Source organism: Coriobacterium glomerans PW2 (assembly GCF_000195315.1).
Classification (GTDB): domain Bacteria; phylum Actinomycetota; class Coriobacteriia; order Coriobacteriales; family Coriobacteriaceae; genus Coriobacterium; species Coriobacterium glomerans.
The window spans coordinates 1,944,529-1,963,968 of sequence record NC_015389.1; the positions used below are offsets into that span (position 1 = coordinate 1,944,529).

Annotated in this window: 17 protein-coding genes; 10 read left to right on the forward strand and 7 right to left on the reverse strand. The window is 56.9% G+C overall.

Features of this window, described 5'->3' with window-relative positions; all coding sequences use genetic code 11:
* Window positions 1-48 precede the first annotated feature (48 nt).
* The 4 genes from pknB to CORGL_RS08525 all read left to right on the forward strand — a co-directional run bounded on the left by pknB (window position 49) and on the right by CORGL_RS08525 (window position 6,088).
* On the forward strand, window positions 49-2,016 hold the full coding sequence (gene pknB / locus CORGL_RS08510) for a Stk1 family PASTA domain-containing Ser/Thr kinase (protein ID WP_013709498.1): 1,968 nt from the start codon (window positions 49-51) through the stop codon (window positions 2,014-2,016).
* 230 nt (window positions 2,017-2,246) lie between these two features.
* Window positions 2,247-3,647, forward strand: coding sequence for an AmmeMemoRadiSam system protein A (gene amrA, locus CORGL_RS08515; RefSeq protein ID WP_013709499.1), 1,401 nt, complete (start codon window positions 2,247-2,249; stop codon window positions 3,645-3,647).
* Between the two features lie 162 nt (window positions 3,648-3,809).
* Entirely contained in the window at window positions 3,810-5,174 is a 1,365-nt protein-coding gene (locus tag CORGL_RS08520; RefSeq protein WP_013709500.1) for a four-carbon acid sugar kinase family protein, read from the forward strand.
* 5 nt (window positions 5,175-5,179) lie between these two features.
* The gene (locus CORGL_RS08525) at window positions 5,180-6,088 is read left to right on the forward strand and encodes a 2-keto-3-deoxygluconate permease (protein WP_216476086.1); all 909 of its coding nucleotides are present in this window, start codon (window positions 5,180-5,182) and stop codon (window positions 6,086-6,088) included.
* A gap of 47 nt (window positions 6,089-6,135) precedes the next feature.
* Here CORGL_RS08525 and CORGL_RS08530 read toward each other — a convergent pair whose 3' ends face one another.
* Together CORGL_RS08530 and CORGL_RS08535 are read right to left on the reverse strand one after the other, a co-directional pair.
* On the reverse strand, window positions 6,136-6,888 hold the full coding sequence (locus CORGL_RS08530) for a MurR/RpiR family transcriptional regulator (RefSeq protein ID WP_013709502.1): 753 nt from the start codon (window positions 6,886-6,888) through the stop codon (window positions 6,136-6,138).
* Window positions 6,889-7,309: 421 nt separating this feature from the next.
* A complete protein-coding gene (locus CORGL_RS08535; protein WP_245526906.1) occupies window positions 7,310-8,251 on the reverse strand; it encodes a 1-phosphofructokinase family hexose kinase in 942 nt (313 codons plus the stop codon).
* A 144-nt stretch (window positions 8,252-8,395) separates the two neighbouring features.
* On the opposite strand from CORGL_RS08535, the gene CORGL_RS08540 reads away from it, so the two are divergent.
* Genes CORGL_RS08540 through CORGL_RS08550 form a run of 3 tightly spaced genes read left to right on the forward strand, consistent with a single transcriptional unit; the run spans window position 8,396 to window position 10,756 of the window.
* Window positions 8,396-9,034, forward strand: coding sequence for a TetR/AcrR family transcriptional regulator (locus CORGL_RS08540; protein ID WP_013709504.1), 639 nt, complete (start codon window positions 8,396-8,398; stop codon window positions 9,032-9,034).
* Entirely contained in the window at window positions 9,031-9,966 is a 936-nt protein-coding gene (locus tag CORGL_RS08545) for an ABC transporter ATP-binding protein (protein WP_013709505.1), read from the forward strand. The genes CORGL_RS08540 and CORGL_RS08545 overlap by 4 nt, the downstream gene beginning before the upstream one ends.
* The gene (locus CORGL_RS08550; RefSeq protein WP_013709506.1) at window positions 9,959-10,756 is read left to right on the forward strand and encodes a membrane protein; all 798 of its coding nucleotides are present in this window, start codon (window positions 9,959-9,961) and stop codon (window positions 10,754-10,756) included. Before CORGL_RS08545 ends, CORGL_RS08550 begins: the two co-directional genes overlap by 8 nt.
* Before the next feature lie 63 nt (window positions 10,757-10,819).
* Here the strand turns inward: CORGL_RS08550 and CORGL_RS08555 are convergent, their stop codons facing one another.
* The 4 genes from CORGL_RS08555 to CORGL_RS10155 form a co-directional block, all read right to left on the reverse strand.
* Window positions 10,820-11,671 carry a sugar phosphate isomerase/epimerase family protein gene (locus CORGL_RS08555; protein WP_013709507.1) on the reverse strand — a complete coding sequence of 284 codons (852 nt, stop codon included), beginning with the start codon at window positions 11,669-11,671 and terminating at the stop codon, window positions 10,820-10,822.
* An 88-nt stretch (window positions 11,672-11,759) separates the two neighbouring features.
* On the reverse strand, window positions 11,760-13,187 hold the full coding sequence (locus CORGL_RS08560; RefSeq protein WP_049777764.1) for an MFS transporter: 1,428 nt from the start codon (window positions 13,185-13,187) through the stop codon (window positions 11,760-11,762).
* Between the two features lie 181 nt (window positions 13,188-13,368).
* Window positions 13,369-14,202, reverse strand: a complete 834-nt coding sequence (locus CORGL_RS08565; RefSeq protein ID WP_216476087.1) for a glycoside hydrolase family 88/105 protein — start codon at window positions 14,200-14,202, stop codon at window positions 13,369-13,371.
* A 5-nt stretch (window positions 14,203-14,207) separates the two neighbouring features.
* A complete protein-coding gene (locus tag CORGL_RS10155; RefSeq protein ID WP_216476088.1) occupies window positions 14,208-14,462 on the reverse strand; it encodes a glycoside hydrolase family 88 protein in 255 nt (84 codons plus the stop codon).
* A gap of 904 nt (window positions 14,463-15,366) precedes the next feature.
* On the opposite strand from CORGL_RS10155, the gene CORGL_RS08570 reads away from it, so the two are divergent.
* From CORGL_RS08570 to CORGL_RS08580, 3 genes are all read left to right on the forward strand, one after another.
* Complete coding sequence (locus CORGL_RS08570; protein ID WP_013709509.1) at window positions 15,367-16,185, forward strand: gluconate 5-dehydrogenase; 819 nt, start codon at window positions 15,367-15,369, stop codon at window positions 16,183-16,185.
* 53 nt (window positions 16,186-16,238) lie between these two features.
* Entirely contained in the window at window positions 16,239-16,880 is a 642-nt protein-coding gene (locus CORGL_RS08575) for an RpiB/LacA/LacB family sugar-phosphate isomerase (protein WP_013709510.1), read from the forward strand.
* 235 nt (window positions 16,881-17,115) lie between these two features.
* On the forward strand, window positions 17,116-18,135 hold the full coding sequence (locus CORGL_RS08580; protein ID WP_013709511.1) for a LacI family DNA-binding transcriptional regulator: 1,020 nt from the start codon (window positions 17,116-17,118) through the stop codon (window positions 18,133-18,135).
* Between the two features lie 46 nt (window positions 18,136-18,181).
* On the opposite strand, the gene CORGL_RS08585 is transcribed toward CORGL_RS08580, so the two are convergent.
* On the reverse strand, window positions 18,182-19,435 hold the full coding sequence (locus CORGL_RS08585; RefSeq protein ID WP_013709512.1) for a right-handed parallel beta-helix repeat-containing protein: 1,254 nt from the start codon (window positions 19,433-19,435) through the stop codon (window positions 18,182-18,184).
* Window positions 19,436-19,440: the final 5 nt, after the last annotated feature.

A 19,440-nucleotide genomic window follows, 5' to 3' on the forward strand; every position in this document is an offset into this window, starting at 1 on the left:
ATGACAGATGGAAACAGCATGCCCGAGAGCATCGGATAGGAGAGCAGCATGGGTCAGAGGATCCTTGGAGGAAGATATCTTCTCAAAGATAAGATCGGCACCGGGGGCATGGCCACGGTGTATCGGGCGCAGGACAAGGTCTTGGATCGCTCGGTCGCCGTCAAGATCATGCTGCCGCAGTACGCATCGGACGCAACATTCGCGGCGCGCTTCAAGCAGGAAGCCCGCGCCGCCGCGGGTCTGCAGAGTCCCTATATCGTAGGCGTCTACGATTGGGGCAAAGACGGTGACACGTACTACATCGTCATGGAGTATCTGCGCGGTACCGATCTCAAAAGCGGAATCCGAGCTCACGGCGCGCTCGATTCAAAGAAGGTCGCGCAGATCGGCTCGCAGATCTGCTCGGCTCTTGCAGTCGCTCACAAGCACGAGATCGTGCACCGCGACATCAAGCCGCAAAACATCATGGTTCAGCCCGACGGCAACATCAAGGTCATGGACTTCGGCATCGCTCGAGCCAAGAACAGCCATCTCACGCAAGACAACAACGTGCTCGGTACGGCCCACTATGTCTCACCCGAGCAGACGCGCGGTCAAGAGCTCGGGCCGACGTCGGATCTGTACTCGCTCGGCGTAGTCATGTACGAGTGCGCGACCGGGTCGGTTCCCTTCGACGGCGACGATGCCATCTCTGTCGCGCTTCGGCAGGTCAACGAGCTACCCGTCGCACCCAGACAGGTAAATCCAGCCGTGGATGCGGACCTCGAGCGCATCATCTTGCGCTGCATGGAGAAGAACCCTGCAGACCGGTTCCAGAGCGCGGAGGAACTTCGCGCCGCACTCAACAGCTATCTTGCCGGTCGCACGGTCGACATCCCCGAACCAACCCACGTGCTCGGTGTCGCACCGATCGGCGCGACGACCGAAACCGACCTCTTGGGCAATCAGACCAGAACCATGGTGAGTCCGGTACGCGACGCCGCCGCGGGACCGAGTGCGACCGAGCAGGCGAGCTCGGGTCCCTACGAGCGCAAGCCGAGGCGTCGTGGCAAGATCATCGCGGGCATCATAGCCGCGATCGTGCTCATCGCTGCGATCACGATCTTCGCGACGAATCTGTTCGGCCAGACGCAGCAGGTTGAGGTACCCAACGTGCTCGATATGAGCCAGGAGGAGGCCATCAAGAAGATCGAGGACAGCGGTTTCAAGGTCCACCAACCCATATCGAGCCAGTTCGACAACGACTACGAGGAGGGCAAGGTCTGCGACCAGACTCCCAAGGGTGCTCAGAGCAGAGCGAAGGGCTCCGAGATCTCCATCACGATCTCAAAGGGAGCCAAACCCGATGAGACCGTTCAGGTCCCCAACATCGTTGGCAAGGACAAAGATGAAGCGAGCAGGCTTCTGACTGATCAGGGTTTGGTCCCCAATCCGACCGAGGAGTCGAACGACGCTCCGATCGGCCAAGTTTTCCAGCAGATCCAAGCGGCGGGCACATCCGTCAAGAAGGGGTCTGCGATCGACTACAAGGTCTCGACCGGGCCCGAACAGGTCACAGTTCCCAACCTTATCGGTTTGACCCAGCAACAGGCCGAGGCGAAGTTGAAGTCCCTCAACCTGCAGGGCAGCGCCTCGAAGGATACCAGCAATACAACGAAGGGGCAGGTTTTCAAGCAGGATCCCGCATCGGGCTCTTCGGTCGATATCGGTTCCACGGTGAGCTATACGATCTCGACCGGCCCGGCAGAGCCCAGCACCGTACTCGTTCCCGATCTCAGCGGCATGACCGAGCAACAGGCGAGCGATGCGCTCAAATCCAAGGGTTTCGGCATGAATACGACATTTGAGTATGACAGCACCGTGAAGAGGGGCTATGTGATCAGCTTCAACCCGAAACTGAACCAGAAGAGCGGCACCACGATCACCGTCGTCATCTCAAGGGGACCAAAGCCCGACCCGAATCCCCAGCCGAGCACCGACCCCGATAAGAAACCGGTTCAAAGCTCGGGGAACTGATGCCTTCGCGATCGGTCGGTCTCATCGATCAAACTGAGGCAGCTGCATAGCCCTGCCTGCTCCTCCTGCGAGGTAGCGAACTGTTTTCGCGAGCCGCTCAGCATTCGAGCGGCTCCCTTGCGACCTGCATGGTTCTTTTTCTTTCGGCGGAATCAGATTGTGATTCGATCGCAATCGGGAATAAGGGTGGTATCCAATTCGTAGGCATCTGTTGTACACGAGGTGATTCCATGCCTGTTCTCGCCGCATTCGCGCTGCCCCATCCACCGCTCATCCTCCCGCGCATAGGACATGGCCGCGAACACGAGATATCGTCTACCGTCGAGGCATATCACGAAGTCGCGCGCCGCGTGGCGGAGCTCGAGCCTGAGACGATCGTGTTGTCGAGCCCGCACTCCCCAATGTTTGCCGATTATCTGCATATCGCCCCCGGATCGGGGGCACGGGGCACGTTCGCGCAATTCGGCGACGAATCCGACGGATCGAACGTGCGCTACGATGAGGAGTTCGTCGACGAGCTGTCTCGTCGCGCCGACCGCGACGGCCTGCGCGCGGGCACCTTCGGCGGGCCCGCGCAGGATCTCGACTGGGGCGTGCTCGTTCCGCTTCACTTCATCGAGGAGAGCTATCGCGACTTCAGATTGGTGCGGATCAGTCTCTCGGGGCTCTCGCCACTCGATCACTACCATCTCGGACAGCTTGTGCTCGCTTCGGCTGACGCCCTCTCTCGACGCGTCGTCATGATCGCTTCAGGGGATCTCTCCCATAAGCTCAGCTCCGAGGGACCCTATGGCTTCGCTGAAGAAGGCTCCGTCTTCGATGCGCTTGTCTGCGAGACGTTTCAGAGCGGCGAGCTCGATCGTCTGCTTACGATAGATCCGGCCCTGGCAGAGCGAGCCGCCGAGTGCGGACTGCGATCCTTTCAGATCATGGCGGGCACACTCGATCGCACGCCCATCACATCCGAGCTTCTCTGCTATGAGGGACCGTTCGGCGTGGGATACGGCATCGGGGCGTTCACACCGATCGATGCTCCGGGTACAGATGAAGCGCGCGCCTACGGAAGCCGATACGAGCAGAGCCACGAACAGGAGATGCGCACCTTGCGTGAAAACGAGGATCCTCTTGTACGCCTCGCACGGACCTCCCTTGAGCACTATGTCCATGAACGCACCGCGCTGATTCTGCCAGACGATACGCCAGCCGAGCTACTCGGAAGACGGTCGGGAGCTTTTGTCTCGATCAAGAAACATGGTCAGCTGAGGGGCTGCATCGGCACGATCGAGCCCGTCCATGCAGATCTCGCCTACGAAATCATCGATAACGCGGTATCCGCCGGTTGCCGAGATCCCAGATTCCCCCCGGTGAGCATCGATGAACTCGACGAGCTCGTCTATGATGTCGATGTCATGGGGACGCCCGAACCGGTAACAAGCATCGACGAGCTCGATCCTTCTCGCTTCGGTGTGATCGTGAGCGGAAGCGACGGGCGTCGCGGCCTGCTTCTGCCCGATCTCGATGGGGTGGACAGCGTCGAGGACCAAGTGAGCATCGCCGCACGCAAGGGCGGCATCGATCCGAGTGAACCCGGCGTTCGCCTCGAGCGGTTCTCCGTCGAGCGCCACGCATGAACTCAGCCTGCTGATGTGCTGAGCGCTCAGACGGAGCATGCGACGCTGTGGCGTTTGAGCGAGAAGAGCGCGATCAGACCATGTGATGATCCAGATGGGTATACCAACCGACATGTCTTGCGTGCCGTATCGGATTCGGCTCGGCAAAGGAGGATGCGTCGCTTGGATAAACTCGGAGTGATCACAGATGATTTGACCATGACCTCCGGCGTGATGCTCGCGCAGAGCGGTATCCGCGCCGTGTCCTACCTGAGTGCGGCGCGCATGCCGCGATCAGAGTCCTATGAAGCGCTCATCATCAGCACAAATAGCCGCAATCTGCCCCCAAGGCAGGCACAGCAGCGTGTACGTGACACCTACCGCGCCCTCGCCTCCCACGGTGCCGTTCACTTCACGAAGCGCATTGACACGACATATCGCGGCGGGATCGGCGTGGAGATCGACGCTCTGCTCGATGAGATCGGCGACGATCACACGGCGATCGTCGCGAACACGCTGAGCGCATCGAAACGGATCACGGTCGGGGGCTACGCCCTCATTGACGGCCAGGCGCTTTCTGAAACCGATGCTGCTCGCGATGTGCTCTCGCCGGTGCGCGAATCGCACATTCCGACGCTGCTGGCATCTCAGAGCACGCGTCAAGTCGGTGAGATCCATCTGGGGTGCGTGCTCGCCGGCCGCAGCGAGCTACAGCGAGCCATCGACAGGCAGTCGCATGCGGGCAGCCGAATCATCGTTATCGATGCGATCACCACCGCTCATGTTCGCGCGATCGCCCAAGCTGTCACCGACATGGATCTAGCCGTGGTTTGCGTCGACTCCGGCGCTCTGACGCAGCAGATGGCGATCTGTCGAGGTCTCGGATCTGCCGACCGTCTGCCCGTGAGATCCCCGCGCTTGGCCTCTATCGCCGATGCGCGGCATCGAGTTCTCGTCGTCGCCGGTAGCGCAACCGAGCTCACGAGACAGCAGATCGGAAAGCTGGCAAAAGAGAAGGGCGTGCAAATCGTATCGATATCGCCACAAGAGCTGCTGGACGACGAGATGCGAGCGACGGCTATTCGCGGCGGTGTGCGCAAGATTCGTGATGCCCTCGCACGCAGCGCTGCGCAGGTCGTCGTCGTCGAGACCGCCGTCAGCTCGATGCGGATCGATCTCTCATCGATCGAGACAGCGCGCAAGATGACGCGAGGATCATCATCGGCACGGCTGACCTCCGGGCTCGCCTCGATCGTGCGCGAGGTCCTGAGCGATCAGCGCATCGCAGACGATCTGTGCGGCATATCGATGACCGGTGGTGACACCCTGTTTGCCGTGCTCAAGGCTATAGGGGCAGAGGGCATACGATTCATCGACTCCGTGCAGCCGCAGGCCAACCTCGGCGCTATCGTGGGCGGTCCGCATGATGGCCTCAGAATCGTCGGCAAAGGCGGCATGGTCGGCGATGACGAAACCGCGAAGCGAATTGTAACTCGGTTGATTCTCGAAGACGTTTGCGGCGGAATCCGGGTCGGCGCTTCGAAATGAGAGCGATGGAAAAGGTGCCCGGCGGCCAGATCATCGTACCGCTGGTCGCAGCTATGCTGATCAATACGATCTTTCCCGGAGCGCTCGGAGTCGGGGGCCCGGCCACCGCGCTGCTGCGCAAAGGCGGCCAGACGCTCATGGGCCTGTTTCTCATAATCTGCGGATCGCAGATAAATATCCGGCAGGCGGGTCTTCCGTTGTACAAAGGTGCGCTTCTGCTCGGTATGAAACTGGGTTTCGGAGCGGCACTCGGCTGGGGCGTCAACGCTGCGTTCGGCTCCGCTGGTGTTCTCGGTCTGAGCCCGTTCGTGCTCTTCTGCGCGATTCCAAGCAATAACAGCTCGTTATACATCGCGCTGAGCGGCGAATACGGTGATGCGACCGACGTCGGAGCGGTCTCGGTCCTTGCGCTCAAAAACGGGCCGATGGGCTCCATGGTGATCATGGGGCTCTCCGGCGCAGCGCAATTCTCCATGGGTGATCTCATCGGAACTGCGATCCCGGTGCTGATCGGGATCGTCTGGGGCAACTGTGATCGCGAATTCCGGTGCCTCTGCCTCAGATCGGAGCCTGTGATCATGATATTTCTGAGCTTCGCGATCGGTGCCACCTCAAACCTGGGCGTACTGTTTACCGCAGGTGCCTCTGGAATCGCACTCGCCGTGCTTGCCATAGGCGTCGGTATCGCTATCCAAATCGTGTACAACGTCCTTTTGAAAAAGAAAACCCCTCTCGGGGTCGCGATGGGAACCGTCGCGGCGAACTCAGCCTTGACTCCCTCTATCATCGCCTCTGCCGACCGCGCCTTCGAGGGGGCCGTACCTGTCGCAGCGGCGCAGTGCGCGACCGCGTCGATCATCACGATGATACTGATGCCGTTTATTGTGAGCTTTTTTGACCATCACCTGCACTGAGCCATGATCATCTGCTGTCCGCCAAAAGCGGATGAAGCGCGCCGACGCTAGTCGCTGTGATTCGAGCGGCTCTTGCGCGCCCGCTGCACGCCATCGATCAGGGTCTCGACGAGATAGAGCATGTCCATTCGTGAGTTCCCGCCCAGCTCGCCGGTTTCCTCCTGCTCGAGCTTGCAGCACAGGTTCAGACTGCTGTATCGAGCGATTCGGCTGCCCGGGATGGCCGACAGCGATATCGTCTTCACATGACCTCTTCGCGCGATACGTGCAGCGTCCACAAGACCGGGGGTCTCACCGGACGGAGAAATCAAAATGAGTAGCTCATCGCTTGAAATAGCCCTCGTAAGAGCATCAGCGAGGCTGAAATCTCTCATGAGAAGGCATTTGATACCCAATGTCAGCAATAGATACTCGAGATATGAGCCGACCGGGCGACTGTCCCCTTCAGCGAGGATGTAGATGAAGCGCGCTTTGCAGATCGCCTTCCCGCTCTTGCGGAGGATACCGCTCTGCTGCGCGGCAGTTGGCTTCGGAGGAGCAACCTCGAGCACTTTCATGGCCCTGTGGCGTATGGGGAGCATGCGCTCATCGTCATTGTTGAGAAACTCTATGAAGCTGCTGTACTTGTCGAAACCCAGCTTGCGAATCAGGCTGGATATGACATCTTTTGATACGAGCGCGCTCTTTGCGAGCTCTTTCTTCTTCATCTTCGCTGCAGAGCGCTGGTTGAGATAGACATAGCCAAAGGCCCGCTGCTCGCGTTCGGTCAGGTTATCGTAGTATGTGATCAGCTGCTCCATAGTTGAGCTCCCACTTATCTCTAACGTCATCTTGTTAGGTAATTCTTACAAATCATCATTTCACAACCGAAGATCAACTGGTCTATGATGGTAAAACTTATAGTGATTAATCCAATAAACAAAGCATAGCGATATCATAAATATAATTATGGTAAAAACAGTAACACTTTTCATTTACACACAGATACTACAGAAAAGGCAAGGTAATGAAGGGTTTTTAATTGATCCATATGTCAAACATATTTGATAAAATGCTGGACATGAGGTAGGATATCATGCCAAAAATAATACTATATTAGATGAACATACTGATTTAAATACTATGCTGATACTGTCTTTTATCGTGAATCATCATGAAAAAGTGCACCGGCTTCCGCACGATGCACTTTTTCGGACCCCTCGGCGATGAGCGGAGCAAAGCTCACAGACGTCTCACGCAGATACGAGACCGATACTCCTCAACACAGGAGAAATCACCCAGTCCGGCTGATTCGACCACATTGGCACCGACCGCTTGACAGAGAGCGAGCGCCTCCTCGACGCGTGAGCGGTCTGCGAACCAGATTGACAGAAAGCTCCCGAGCGCACCATCGCCCGCGCATGCCGTGGACAGAACCATCGGCTCGAATGCGGGGACGGCATGCCATATCGCCGAGCCGTCCGAGAAGTAAGCTCCATGTGCTCCCAGCGTGAGCAGAACGTTGCGCGCCCCCATTTCATGCAGGCGCGCGAGCGCGGCGCGTGCGGTCGCATCGTCTCGCACGTCAAGGCCGAACACGTCGCGCAGTTCATCGTCGTTGGGCTTGATAAGGAGCGGGCGCCTTCGGATGAGCTCGGCCAGTCTCTCGCTCGATGTGTCGAGCACGACCTCCGCATCGCGATCGCGTGCGGCATCGACAAGCCGATCAAGCAGGTCAACCGAGGCTCCCGGGGGCATCGATCCTGAAATGGACAGGCATGAGAGATCTGCGACGTCGAGAATGGTTTCGATCATCTCGCGCTCCGCGGTCGCGTCGATTTTTGCACCCTCGTTCACGAATTTGTACTCTTCGCCGCTGCCGACGGAGACGAACAGGTTCACGCGTGTTATGCCTTTGCACTTCACGGGTATCACGCTCACGCCCATTCTCTGGGCACCCGCGATGATATAGTCTCCGGTAAACCCCGCAAAGAAACCGAGTATCCTTGTGGGCACACCGAATCGCCTGAGTGTGAAGGCGACGTTCAATCCCTTGCCGTTGGGCGTGAAGACGGCATCACGGGTTCTGACAACGGTGTCCGCGGCAACCACATCGCAGCTCTCATTGAGGTCGACTGCCGGATTCGGCGTGAGCGTGTAGATCATCGATACATCATTTCCCATCGAAGTTGACAATGTTGATTGTACCTTATGAGAACTCGGCCTTTTCGCGTCGGACCCCTTCCAAAAACGAGTCAACGGTATAGCATGCACGTGAGAGCTGATCAACCACGCGGCGACAAGCCATGCGAGAAGGGGGTAGCCACTATGGGAGAGATCGTCACCGCTGCCGACAGGCTGGACCGCCTCTCCGATGAGCGGCGCGAAGCGATCGCGTCGGCTGGCATCGAGGAGTTCGGTCGCTGCGGCTACCAGAAGGCCTCCACCGAAGCTATCGCCCGGAAGGCCGGCATCTCGAAAGGCCTGCTGTTTTTCTATTTCAGCAACAAGCGCGCGCTCTATCTCTATCTGATCGACTTTTTCACTGAACGGATGGAGGCGATCGTCGCCGATGAAGAGTTCTATCGGATCGATGACTTCTTCGAGCTGTTGGGCTACGCGGCTCGCAAGAAGACAGCGGTCTTCGAACGGTGCCCTTGGATCTTCGACTTTTTCCTGCGCGTCTTCTACCCCGAGCACCGAGCGGTACGCGATGTCCTGAACGCGTGGAACCAGCAGCAGATCGACCAGATGCTCAGAATCTATTTCAAAAACGTCCGCTTCGATCGCTTTCGTGATGACGTGGACGTCCGACATGTGGTCGACCAGCTCATCTGGCTTTGCGACGGCTATCTGCACCAGCAGCGCTGTCTCAGACGCCGCATCGACCTGGACATGCTCCTCGATGAACTCGAACAATGGTGCGACATGCTCAAGGCCTATGCATACAAGGAGGAATACCGATGAGCGAGACCGCGATGGCGGACCGCACGGCGATCGACGTCAGCGGTCTGGTCAAGGACTACGGACGAGGCCGCGGCGTGTTCGGCGTCAGCTTCTCGGTGACGCGCGGAGAGGTGTTCGGCTTTCTCGGACCCAATGGCGCCGGCAAGACGGTAACGATGCGCCATCTCATGGGATTCATCCGAGCGGACGCCGGACGCGCGTCCATCCAGAGCATGGACTGCTTCGCCGCCCGACCGCGCATCCAGGCGAGGCTCGGCTATCTGCCCGGGGAGATCTCCATGATGGACGAGATGAGCGCGAGCGGTTTTCTCGAGTTCATGGCTCGCATGAAACAACTTCAGGACCGCAGGCGCCTGCACGAGCTTGCCGAGCTGTTCGAGCTCGATCTGCGCGCACGGATCCGCAAGATGTCGAAGGGCACCAAACAAAAAGTCGGTCTGATCTGCGCGCTCATGGGCTCACCGGATGTGCTGCTGCTCGATGAGCCCACAAGCGGCTTGGACCCGCTCATGCAGCAGCGCTTCATCGACCTTGTGCTCGCCGAGAAGCGGCGGGGTGCCACAATCATGCTGTCCTCCCATATGTTCGAAGAGGTGGACCGCACCTGCGATCGCGTCGCCTTCATCCGCGGCGGCCGGCTGGCGGCGGTGGAGCGCATGGACGACGTCCGTCGGAGTCGCAAGCGAACGCTCGAGGTGAGCTTCCTCGACACGGCGACGCGCGAGCGTTATCTCACCGCGCATCCGAGGACCGCGCGCACCGGTGAGACGGGTGCCTCGATCGAGGTGATCGGCGAGATGGACGAATTTGTGAAGGATCTTGCGGGCTTCGGCGTCGCCGATCTCACGGTGCGCGAGCAGCCGATCGAGGAGTTTTTCATGCATCTATACGGAAGCGACGAGATCGTCGAGAAGGAGAACGAACATGATTAGGGCGCTGTTCGCCCGGGAGATTCGGGCAAGCCTTACGGTCGTCGGCATCTTCGCCGCAGTGATAGCGGTGTACGTGGCCATGGTGATGAGCATGTTCGACCCGAAGCTAGTAGGAACCCTCGACGAGATGGCGGCGAGCATGCCGCAGATCTTCGCTGCCTTCGGCATGTCGACGCATGCAACGACGCTGATCGGGTTCATGTTGAACTATCTGTATGGATTTCTACTCACCGTGCTGCCCCTCGCGCTCATCATGCTGCTGGTAAACCGACTCATCATCCGCCATCTCGATCGTGGCAGCATGGCCTATCTGCTCGCGACGCCGATGAGCCGAAAGACCATCGTGCTCAGCATGGCAGGTGTGCTCGCAGCCACGCTCATCGGCCTGCTCTGCGCGATCACGGGGGTCGAGCTGGCGTGTGCGGCGACGATGCTTCCCGGAAAGCTCGCCGTCGCCCCGCTCGTTCGCGCCAATGCGGGCCTGTTTGCGCTGTGGATATTCTTCAGCGGCGTCTGCTTTCTGTCGGCCTGCGCGCTTCCCGGCGCCGGCGCGGCGCGCTGGTGCGGGGGCAGCCTGTGCATCCTGTTTCTGCTCATGCAGATGATTTCTCAGGTGGGCGACAGATTCGAGTTCCTGAAGAACGTAAATCCCCTGACGCTGTTCGACTGCTACGGACTGGCGGCGGCCGACGGCGCATCGATCGCGCATGCCGCTCTGCTCGGCGCAGGCGGCATCGCGCTGCTCGGCGTGGCGATCGTCGTCTTCGATCGCCGAGATCTGGATGTGTAAAAATCCAGATCCTCGCTGTCTCATGCGCCAGCACGATCGCAAGGTCTCCGATGAAAGCTCAAGCTACTGATATTTACTGATCCAAGGCATCCGAAGAACCTCATCAAGCATGTCGTTGCCCAATTCGTCAAAGCATTTGATGCCATAGGGTTGGCAGCTCTGCGCAATCGTAATGAGCTGATGCATATCAACATGGCCCGTACCCGGTAACACCGGCTTTATCAGTCTCGAAGCGTTCGGCGTCCACTCATAATCTTTAATATGCACTGCGACGATTTGTCTCCCGAATCGGGAGAAACCTTCCCTCAGAATTTCATCAGCCCGATCATGACCAGGCGTAATCAAACTGACCGGATCGAGTACCAGCTTCAGTGCGGCGTCATAACCAAAGTATGTCAGTACGTCTTCCACACGATCTAGCGAATATACGGGATGATTAATTCCGGGTTCCAAGGCAAGAAAAACACCATTTTCGTGAGCGGTTTGGAGGAGCGGTGCAATGGCGTCCAACAGGGCAGCGAATGGCTCATCACCGAAGTTGTCTTCTGTGAACGCGAAATTCGGATCGACGCTACCTGTCTCGGTCACGACTATTCGCGTTCCGAACTCCGGGGCAAGCTGCAAGTAGTGGCTCAACCGTGCAACCGATTGGGCTCGTTCACATGCATCAGGGTGAATCATGTTCACATAGCAGCTTAACGTCGCGATCTCCACATCACGCTCGGCAAGCATGCGGCGAATGTAATTCGCAAGACCGACATTGATGTGCTCGCCGGAGTCAGTCATCTCCGGCAATGACAAAGCCGGTGCGAACGCAAGCGAACGCAGCTCTCTTGCCTGTAAGGCTGTTGCCAGTCCCAAAATATCATCTCTGATTGCAATATCATGGCCGCGAACCGCAAAGTCTTCTCTCATACTCAGAATCTCATTTCCCTTTTTTAGATCAGGTTGGAATCATTTGTGAAATAGGTATCCGATCCTTATCATCCGTGCAGCGCAGCGGCTAAGCGCTCTTGCTTGATTCCTGTTCGGCTATATCCCGAGAACGCCGTTCAGCCAGCTCTGCATCGACGGCATCGATCCTCTTTTTATTTAGCGGATAAAACAAGATGAGCGTCAACATGCCAAGCAAAAGACAACCGGCGGGGATCAGGTTTCCGATGGCATAGATTCGATTGATGACGGCTGCTGTCTGCTCGGCTCCTCCCGATGTCGAAGATACGTATCCGATAGCAGCCAACATGAAGCCGCCGAGGCCGCCGCCGAAAGCTTGAGCGAGCTTTCGAGAAAATGAATTGACTCCATAGACAGTCCCGTCCTCCCGGAACCCAGTGGAAAACTGACAGTAATCGATTACGTCGGTGATAAAAGCCCATACCATCAAATTGAACATCCCTGAGCCCAATGTTGCCAGAAACAGCAGGACCAAGTACACCCAAGGATCTGTGATATGCATAACGTACATCAACAGATACATGACGGTTCCGAATGCCAGGCACGCTATACTTGCCTCTTTTTTACCGAAAGCTTTGATCAGCTTCGTTGCAAACGGCGCGAGCACAACGACCGTTCCGAACGTGAACAGCAACGCAATCGACAATGCCTGCGTGTTTCTGAAATAATCTGTGAACAGATACGTCGCCAGCGTCCCCGAGAGATTCTGGTTGATCACTAAAAAGAAATCGGCAACGACCAGCGCCATTAATGCCTTGTTCGTAATCAGGCCTTTGACCAGTTTTTTAGCTGAAACCTTCTGCGTTTTGCGGACCTGAACGCGTTCCGTCGTCATGGCATAGATCATGTTGTAACAAATGAACGCGATAACGGCACACATGATCGAAACCATGAAAAAGCGCATGGAAGACACCGTCTGCTGGCCGTTGACAGTCGCCTTGTACACCAGAAGAGGAATCATAAAACCAGTCGTTGCGCCGCCGATCGCAGATCCGACGGAACGCGATGTCGATAGAGAGGCCCGATGATCCGGATTGTCGCTTATAGCGCTGGCCATGGAGCCGTACGGGATGTTGATGCATGAATTCAGGATGCCGTACACGAGATACGTGACGAAAACATACACGAGACGAAAAGCCATAGGCCAATTCCCCACCATTGGGAGAAACAAAATAACTGTTATCGCGCAGAACGGATACTTCACATATCGGATCCACGGGCGAAATCGCCCGGCCTTTTGCAACGGAGCGACATCTGCGATTCGTCCCACCGTGACGTCGGCAAATGCATCGATGCAACGCGCACTCAAGAACAGAATTCCAACGATCGCTCCAGATATGCCCAATGCGTTCGTGTAGTAGATCGTCAAAAAGCTGTTTACCAGTCCAAGGATGAAACAGTTTCCAAGATCTCCAAATGCGTATCCGATCTTGTCTTTCCAACCGAATACGCGTGCCGTGGCCTTGACAACTTTCATGCCCTCCGCTGTATCTGCAGGACTTTCTATCACAACCGATTCCATTCCATTGTCTCCCCTCGTGATGATGCATGACCGTGCAACGGTTCAGTATCGGATCCGACCGCTTGGGCAGATCACGTGCTAAGAATCCCATCGCTGCAAAAGTTTCATCGAGCCCGAAATTCGAGTGCGTGCAGCATCAATAGAATTCTTTAAGGTATTCCGTCAAAGCCAGAGCCGCCATCGACTGACCATAGGGCATAGCAGATATTTGAACGTCGTTATAGAACTCTTTGGTTTCTCCTATCGGAGTGCCACCGGATGTCCTTCCGAGGACACCGGTGTCATCGATATTGTCGAGCAGAGCCTGGATCCCTTTCATCGCGGTCTCTCGATGTCGTCGACTTATTCGATGGTCGTGAACGGCTTTAAGGATGCCGTACGAAAAGCCCGCCGTAGCAGACCCTTCTAGATAGCTGCTCGAATCATCAATCAGCGTGTGCCACAATCCACTTTCATCTTGATAATTCTCTAAAGCCTCGACCTGAAACTTCAAAATTGTAGTCAGATACTCTTGGAAACTGTCTCCTCTCGGCAAATCCAAGAGATCAAGCAGCTCAGGAAATGAAATCGTTACCCAAGAGTTTCCTCTTCCCCAAAACGCCCCCGAAAAATTATCATTTCTGAGAAAACTCCAACCATGAAACCACAATCCGGTCTTCTTATCTTGCAGAAACTGAATGTGCAGCAGAACCTGCTTTTTCGCTTCCTCGGTATACTCGGGGCGATGAAGTACCTTACCGAGCTTGGCCAGCGTGAGGATGCTCATCATCAGAGTGTCGACCCACATCTCATCTTGATTCAAATCGCCATAGGTGACATGTTGGAATCCGCCTCGCTGTGTACGAGGTAGATCGTAATAAAGCCAATCCCCCCATGCACAAAGGTGTGAAAGATAGGCCTTGTCGTGCGTCTCCTCATACAGATATGCCAAAGTCAACATTTGCACGGCGGTATTGATGTTCTTTTCCACCGGGGTCATACTGAATTGATTTCAAACCAATTCCTGATGATCTCGAGTATCTCAGGATTATTACTCAGCATGTAATACTTCATCAAACCGTATAATCCGATTCCCGATGTCCATTCCCAAAAATTGAAACTTTTGTTATCAATCAGGGAGCCATCAGCGACTCGCACAAAACACTCACCGGTAGGATCACACAAGTGGATTTCGTTATCGATGAGCAGCTGGATTCGCTTTTCAATTTCTGATTTGCTGCAGAGCATCATCTTGTCAGATACCTCCAGATCTCATGATTGGGATTCAAACGAAACAACCCTTCGATTACCCTCGTTTCGATTCTTTATGGTGATGAACGGACAGGACGTTTTTTAACACTGGTTTCTACCGATGCGCGCATAACACCTCAAAGAGCTTGAACGGCGACTCGCCGACCACTCCCCTCGCAACGGCTCGCGCTGAATCTTCTGACCAAGTCGATCAGCCACTACACGTCAGCAGCGTTTTAGCGCCTTGCCCACACGGACTGGACTCTGCGTTGGAGCTTTCGACGACATCGCAAAGCGCAGCACCTCCTCTCAATCCAAATTCAAGTTCAAGTAAACTAGTTTGATCTTTCTCTGTAACATTGGATTTCTACGTTATTTGTTTTTAATTCTTCTTGGCACTATAAAAATTGAAAACCGTGTACTTTGTTGCAAACGGTCGGAAAAATGGGATGAACGGTAGATAAGCAGAGCTTAATTAGACAGATAGTAACATTTTAATCCGAAGTGGCTCACTTCAAGCTATCCTTCGATCTCGGCATGTCGATTGGTGAGCTGCGCGCGCACTTCCCGCCCCATTGAGCTGCCGCATGCGAGTGATTACCGATATCTCACGCGGTTGACATGAGACCGTTGAAGACAGCGACCATACTTGCCGAATTGACTCATGTACATGGTGTATTGTCAGCAAAGTCTTTGTTTCTGGGCGAAAGCCCGGCGGACATGCGGTACGAACTATGCCGCCTTGCTTCGAGATTGTGTAAGTACGACATCAATCTGAAAAACAGCTTGACTTAACCGGTTTACTAGACTTGACTAGAAACATGCTCCTGTGCCGGAACTGGTACGATTTTCCGACATCGGCGCAATGGTTCATACTCAGGTCTCGTAGGTTTTGGGAGGAATCATGGAGACTGCTGGAACATTTTCCCCGGATAGCTTTCGGTTGGACGATCGTGTCGCGCTGATCACCGGGGCGGCGTACGGCATCGGCATGGCGATCGCGACGGCCTTTGCCGCCGCAGGAGCGCGCATCGCGTTCAATGTGCGGGATGCCGAGCAGCTGCGCGCAGCCGTTGACACGTACGCGCAACTCGGCATCGAGGCGCACGGCTATCTCGCCGATGTCACGGAGGAGTCCGAGATCGCCGAACTCGTCAAGACGATCGACCATGAGCTCGGCAGCATCGACATTCTGGTGAACAATGCGGGAATCATCAAACGGGAGCCCATGCTCGAGATGAGCGCGGCTGATTTCCGCGAAGTAGTCGACATCGACCTGAGCGGGCCTTTCATCGTGTCCAAAGCGGTGCTCCCGGACATGATCAAAAAGGGGCGCGGCAAGATCATCAACATCTGCTCGATGATGAGCGAGCTGGGCCGCGAGACGGTCGCCGGATACGCGGCGGCAAAAGGCGGACTCAAGATGCTTACACGCAACATCTGCTCGGAATTCGGTGCTCACAACATCCAGTGCAACGGCATCGGTCCGGGATACATAGCCACCCCGCAGACCGCTGCGCTGCGCGAGGTGCAGCCCGATGGCGCACCGCATCCCTTCGACCAGTTCATCCGCGCCAAAACGCCTGCCGGCAGATGGGGTACGCCCGAGGATCTCGTGGGAACCGCGGTCTTTCTCGCATCGCCTGCCTCAGACTTCGTGAACGGCCAGATCATCTATGTCGACGGCGGCATCCTCGCCTACCTCGGCCGGCAGCCTCAGTAGCGTCGGCAGCCGAGAAGACAGGATCTTTCACTTCCAATACGCAAGGAGTGCACATGAACATCGCATTGATCAACGAAAACAGTCAAGCGGACAAGAACAGCATGATCGAGACGGCTCTCAAACGGGCGGTTGAACCGCTCGGACATACCGTTCACAACTATGGCATGTACACCGCAGACGATGAAGCGCAGCTCACCTATGTGCAGAACGGCATTCTCGCTGCTGTCCTGCTCAACGGCGGCGCCGCCGAGTACGTGGTGACCGGATGTGGGACCGGCGAGGGAGCCATGCTCGCACTCAACTCGTTCCCCGGAGTTCTCTGCGGCCATGTCGCGGACCCGCTGGATGCCTATACGTTCGCGCAGGTCAACGATGGGAACGCTGTCGCTTTGCCCTTCGCCCTCAAGAATGGCTGGGGCCAGGAGCTCAATCTCGAGTACACGTTCTCGAAACTGTTCGGAGAGGGGTCCGGGAACGGATACCCACGTGATCGCGTTGTTCCCGAGCAGCGCAACAAAAAGATTCTTGATCAGGTTCGTCGCAACAACTTCAAGCCCTTCCCCGAACTTCTGCTGGGGCTCGATGAGGACCTCGTCAAGGGCGCACTCGCAGGCGAGCACTTCCAGGAGCTCTTCTTCCCCGCCGTCCGCGACGATGCCGTCGCCGACGCGGTCCGAAAGATTCTGGCGGCGTGACGTGAGCATCTGAGCTGTTCTCCCTTGTTTGATCGCAGCAGGGCAGAACCCCGAGACGAGCAAAGTCGTCCCGGGGTTCTTCCGTTTGCCGGGAACGCTGGGCTCAGTCGAGGCCCTCGGCTGTCCTCCCTATCGTCAGGAGACGCAGTTTTCGAGGGCTTATGCAAGGAACGCTCAGTCGAATGCATCTTACCGTATAATCGGTTTACTAAACTGAGTATCATCAGGAGTTTCGATGCCGAAGCAGAATTCTAGAAAACGCGTCACCATCAACGATATCGCCCAGATGACGGGAACCTCGAAAACCACCGTGTCCTTCTACATCAACGGAAAGACCGATCACATGTCAGAGGAGACGCGCCTTGTCATCCAAGAGGCGATTCGAAAAACAGGGTACGAACCCAGTCCGCTCGCGCGCGGCATGAACTCAAAGCAATCCAATCTCTTGGGCGTGGTCATCGGCGATATCACGAACACCTTCTCGAATCAGATCGTCAAAGGCATCACCTCGGTCGCCGACGAGCATGGATACCGTGTTCTTGTCAGCAGCTCGAATTTTCGGAAGACCGATGAGCTGGCCTACATCGATCGACTCATCGCCGTCGGGGTCGACGGATTCATCGTGCAGCCCACCGCGCAGTTCAAGAAGATCATGACCTACATCGAGAACGCCGGCAGGCAGACCGTCTTCATCGACAGCAAGTTCTACGGTTACGAGTCGAACTGGGTGAAAACCGACAACTACGAGGCGTCGCATCGGGCGATCAGCGCCTGCATCGAAAAGGGCTACGAGCGCTTCCTGCTGGTGACCGCCGAGCCCGGGCTGCTTTCGTCTCGGATCGAGCGGTTCTCCGGTTTTGTCGATGCGCTTGAGCCGACTGAACTCGGCTTCACGCAGCTCGAGCTCCATGACGACAAGGTACCCGTCGAGCAGCTCCAGGAGTTTCTCCGAAGCAACATCGATGGCGTGACGCCGACGCTCGTGTTCGCGCCCAACTGCTGGGCGCTTCCCGACATCTATGTCGCGATGCGGGAGTTCTATCCGCTCATGCCCGACCGCGTCGGCTTGCTTGGCTTTGACAACACGGATTGGGCGAGCGTGGCCTCTCCTTCGGTTTCGGTCGTCGTGCAGCCCGCTCAGCAGGAAGGAGCGCAGGCCTGCAAGATCCTGCTCGACCTTATCGCGCATGCCGGCAAGATCGACCCGCATCAGGTGCTCAGCTGCCGCACTCAGTGGGGAACCAGCACGCTCTAGATACGCGACAGGCTCCGGAACGCAGCGCCGCTCTCATCCCGCGCGCTCATTTGGCACGATGCATCTCGTCGTCGGGTGCGCACCTGAGCGTGGTGGCGGCGACCTCATCGGCACGCACGATACGCGGACCCGAGAAGGGCTCGTCGCCGGCGGCAGCGTAGTCAACCTGGTTGCATTTCAGCACCGCTCTCTCGCCGATCTGCACGAACGGCTCGCCGATGTGATCGGCGTCCGGATCGAAGACGATCTTTGCCCGAGTGAACTCGAGCGAGCCGGGCTCTTCCTCCGTCCCCCTGAAAAATGAGGGCTGACTCGCGCCGATGACGCGAATATCCTCGAAGCGCACGTTGAGAAGGGGGCGCTCAGTCTGATAGCCCTTCGCGCTGCCGTAATCATAGTTGATGAGACGCCCCGGCCGCTCGAACGTGCAGTCGCGGATCAACCAGTTGCAGGCGTCCTCACGAATGACGTCGCCCTTGATAGAATAGTATTTCACCGCAGCATGCATGTGGTAGGTACCCTCGAGAATGTGAGGGTACTCCCCCGGACCACTGAAGCGGCAGTGTTCGACAAGCAGATTCGCGCAACCTAGGCGCAGCGCGTTACATGCGGTGTTGAGCAGACAGTCCTCAATGAGAACATTGCGCGCGTCGAAGCCGGCGACACAGTCATCACCACAGCGCAGATCACAGCGGCGGATGATCACGTTGTCGCAGTGATGCACGTTGAAGCCATCATGGCCGCCCCGGACCGCGACGTCCTCGATTCGCACGTCCGTGCACGAATCGATCTGGTGCGACCAGTTCGCCGCGTTGACGAACTGATAGCCGCTCAGACGTACGCCTTCGCAGCGGCAGATACGAATGCCCATCGCACCGCGAAAGCCCTCTTCTCCGTTTGGATCGAAGCAGTCGACGCCGTCGATCTTTGATCCGGGCTCGCCGGTGATCGCGACGTTTCGAGCATCGGCCACGGTGATGAGCGCACGCGCGTAATGCTCGCAGAGCCCTTGGATGCGCGCGATATCGGGATCATCGACATAGCGCAGCGTCGTGGAGATGTCCCAGTCGGTGTAATCGTCGATGTCCTCGCTGCCCAAGATCTGGGCACCTGCCCTCAGATGAAGCTCGGTGTCTCCGTGCATGAGGACGCTGCCGATGCGATAGGTGCCGGCAGGCACCACCACACGGGCCGGCCCCGTTTCTCGGGCCCGATCGAAGGCTTCCTGAAACGCCGAGGTCGCGAGCGAGGCGCCACCGGACGCCTCGGCTGGAATCGTTAAGTCTTGGTGCTGCACCATAACCG

Bases quoted from the DNA above. Each gene is read 5' to 3' on its own strand.
- CORGL_RS08535 (WP_245526906.1), bottom strand. From the start codon at position 8,251: ATGGGAAATGATGTATCGATGATCTACACGCTCACGCCGAATCCGGCA.
- CORGL_RS08530 (WP_013709502.1), bottom strand. From the start codon at position 6,888: ATGGAGCAGCTGATCACATACTACGATAACCTGACCGAACGCGAGCAG.
- CORGL_RS08575 (WP_013709510.1), top strand. From the start codon at position 16,239: ATGAACATCGCATTGATCAACGAAAACAGTCAAGCGGACAAGAACAGC.
- pknB (WP_013709498.1), top strand. From the start codon at position 49: ATGGGTCAGAGGATCCTTGGAGGAAGATATCTTCTCAAAGATAAGATC.
- CORGL_RS08570 (WP_013709509.1), top strand. From the start codon at position 15,367: ATGGAGACTGCTGGAACATTTTCCCCGGATAGCTTTCGGTTGGACGAT.
- CORGL_RS08550 (WP_013709506.1), top strand. From the start codon at position 9,959: ATGATTAGGGCGCTGTTCGCCCGGGAGATTCGGGCAAGCCTTACGGTC.
- CORGL_RS08560 (WP_049777764.1), bottom strand. From the start codon at position 13,187: ATGAAAGTTGTCAAGGCCACGGCACGCGTATTCGGTTGGAAAGACAAG.
- amrA (WP_013709499.1), top strand. From the start codon at position 2,247: ATGCCTGTTCTCGCCGCATTCGCGCTGCCCCATCCACCGCTCATCCTC.
- CORGL_RS08585 (WP_013709512.1), bottom strand. From the start codon at position 19,435: ATGGTGCAGCACCAAGACTTAACGATTCCAGCCGAGGCGTCCGGTGGC.
- CORGL_RS08525 (WP_216476086.1), top strand. From the start codon at position 5,180: ATGGAAAAGGTGCCCGGCGGCCAGATCATCGTACCGCTGGTCGCAGCT.
- CORGL_RS08540 (WP_013709504.1), top strand. From the start codon at position 8,396: ATGGGAGAGATCGTCACCGCTGCCGACAGGCTGGACCGCCTCTCCGAT.
- CORGL_RS08545 (WP_013709505.1), top strand. From the start codon at position 9,031: ATGAGCGAGACCGCGATGGCGGACCGCACGGCGATCGACGTCAGCGGT.
- CORGL_RS10155 (WP_216476088.1), bottom strand. From the start codon at position 14,462: ATGATGCTCTGCAGCAAATCAGAAATTGAAAAGCGAATCCAGCTGCTC.
- CORGL_RS08580 (WP_013709511.1), top strand. From the start codon at position 17,116: ATGCCGAAGCAGAATTCTAGAAAACGCGTCACCATCAACGATATCGCC.
- CORGL_RS08555 (WP_013709507.1), bottom strand. From the start codon at position 11,671: ATGAGAGAAGACTTTGCGGTTCGCGGCCATGATATTGCAATCAGAGAT.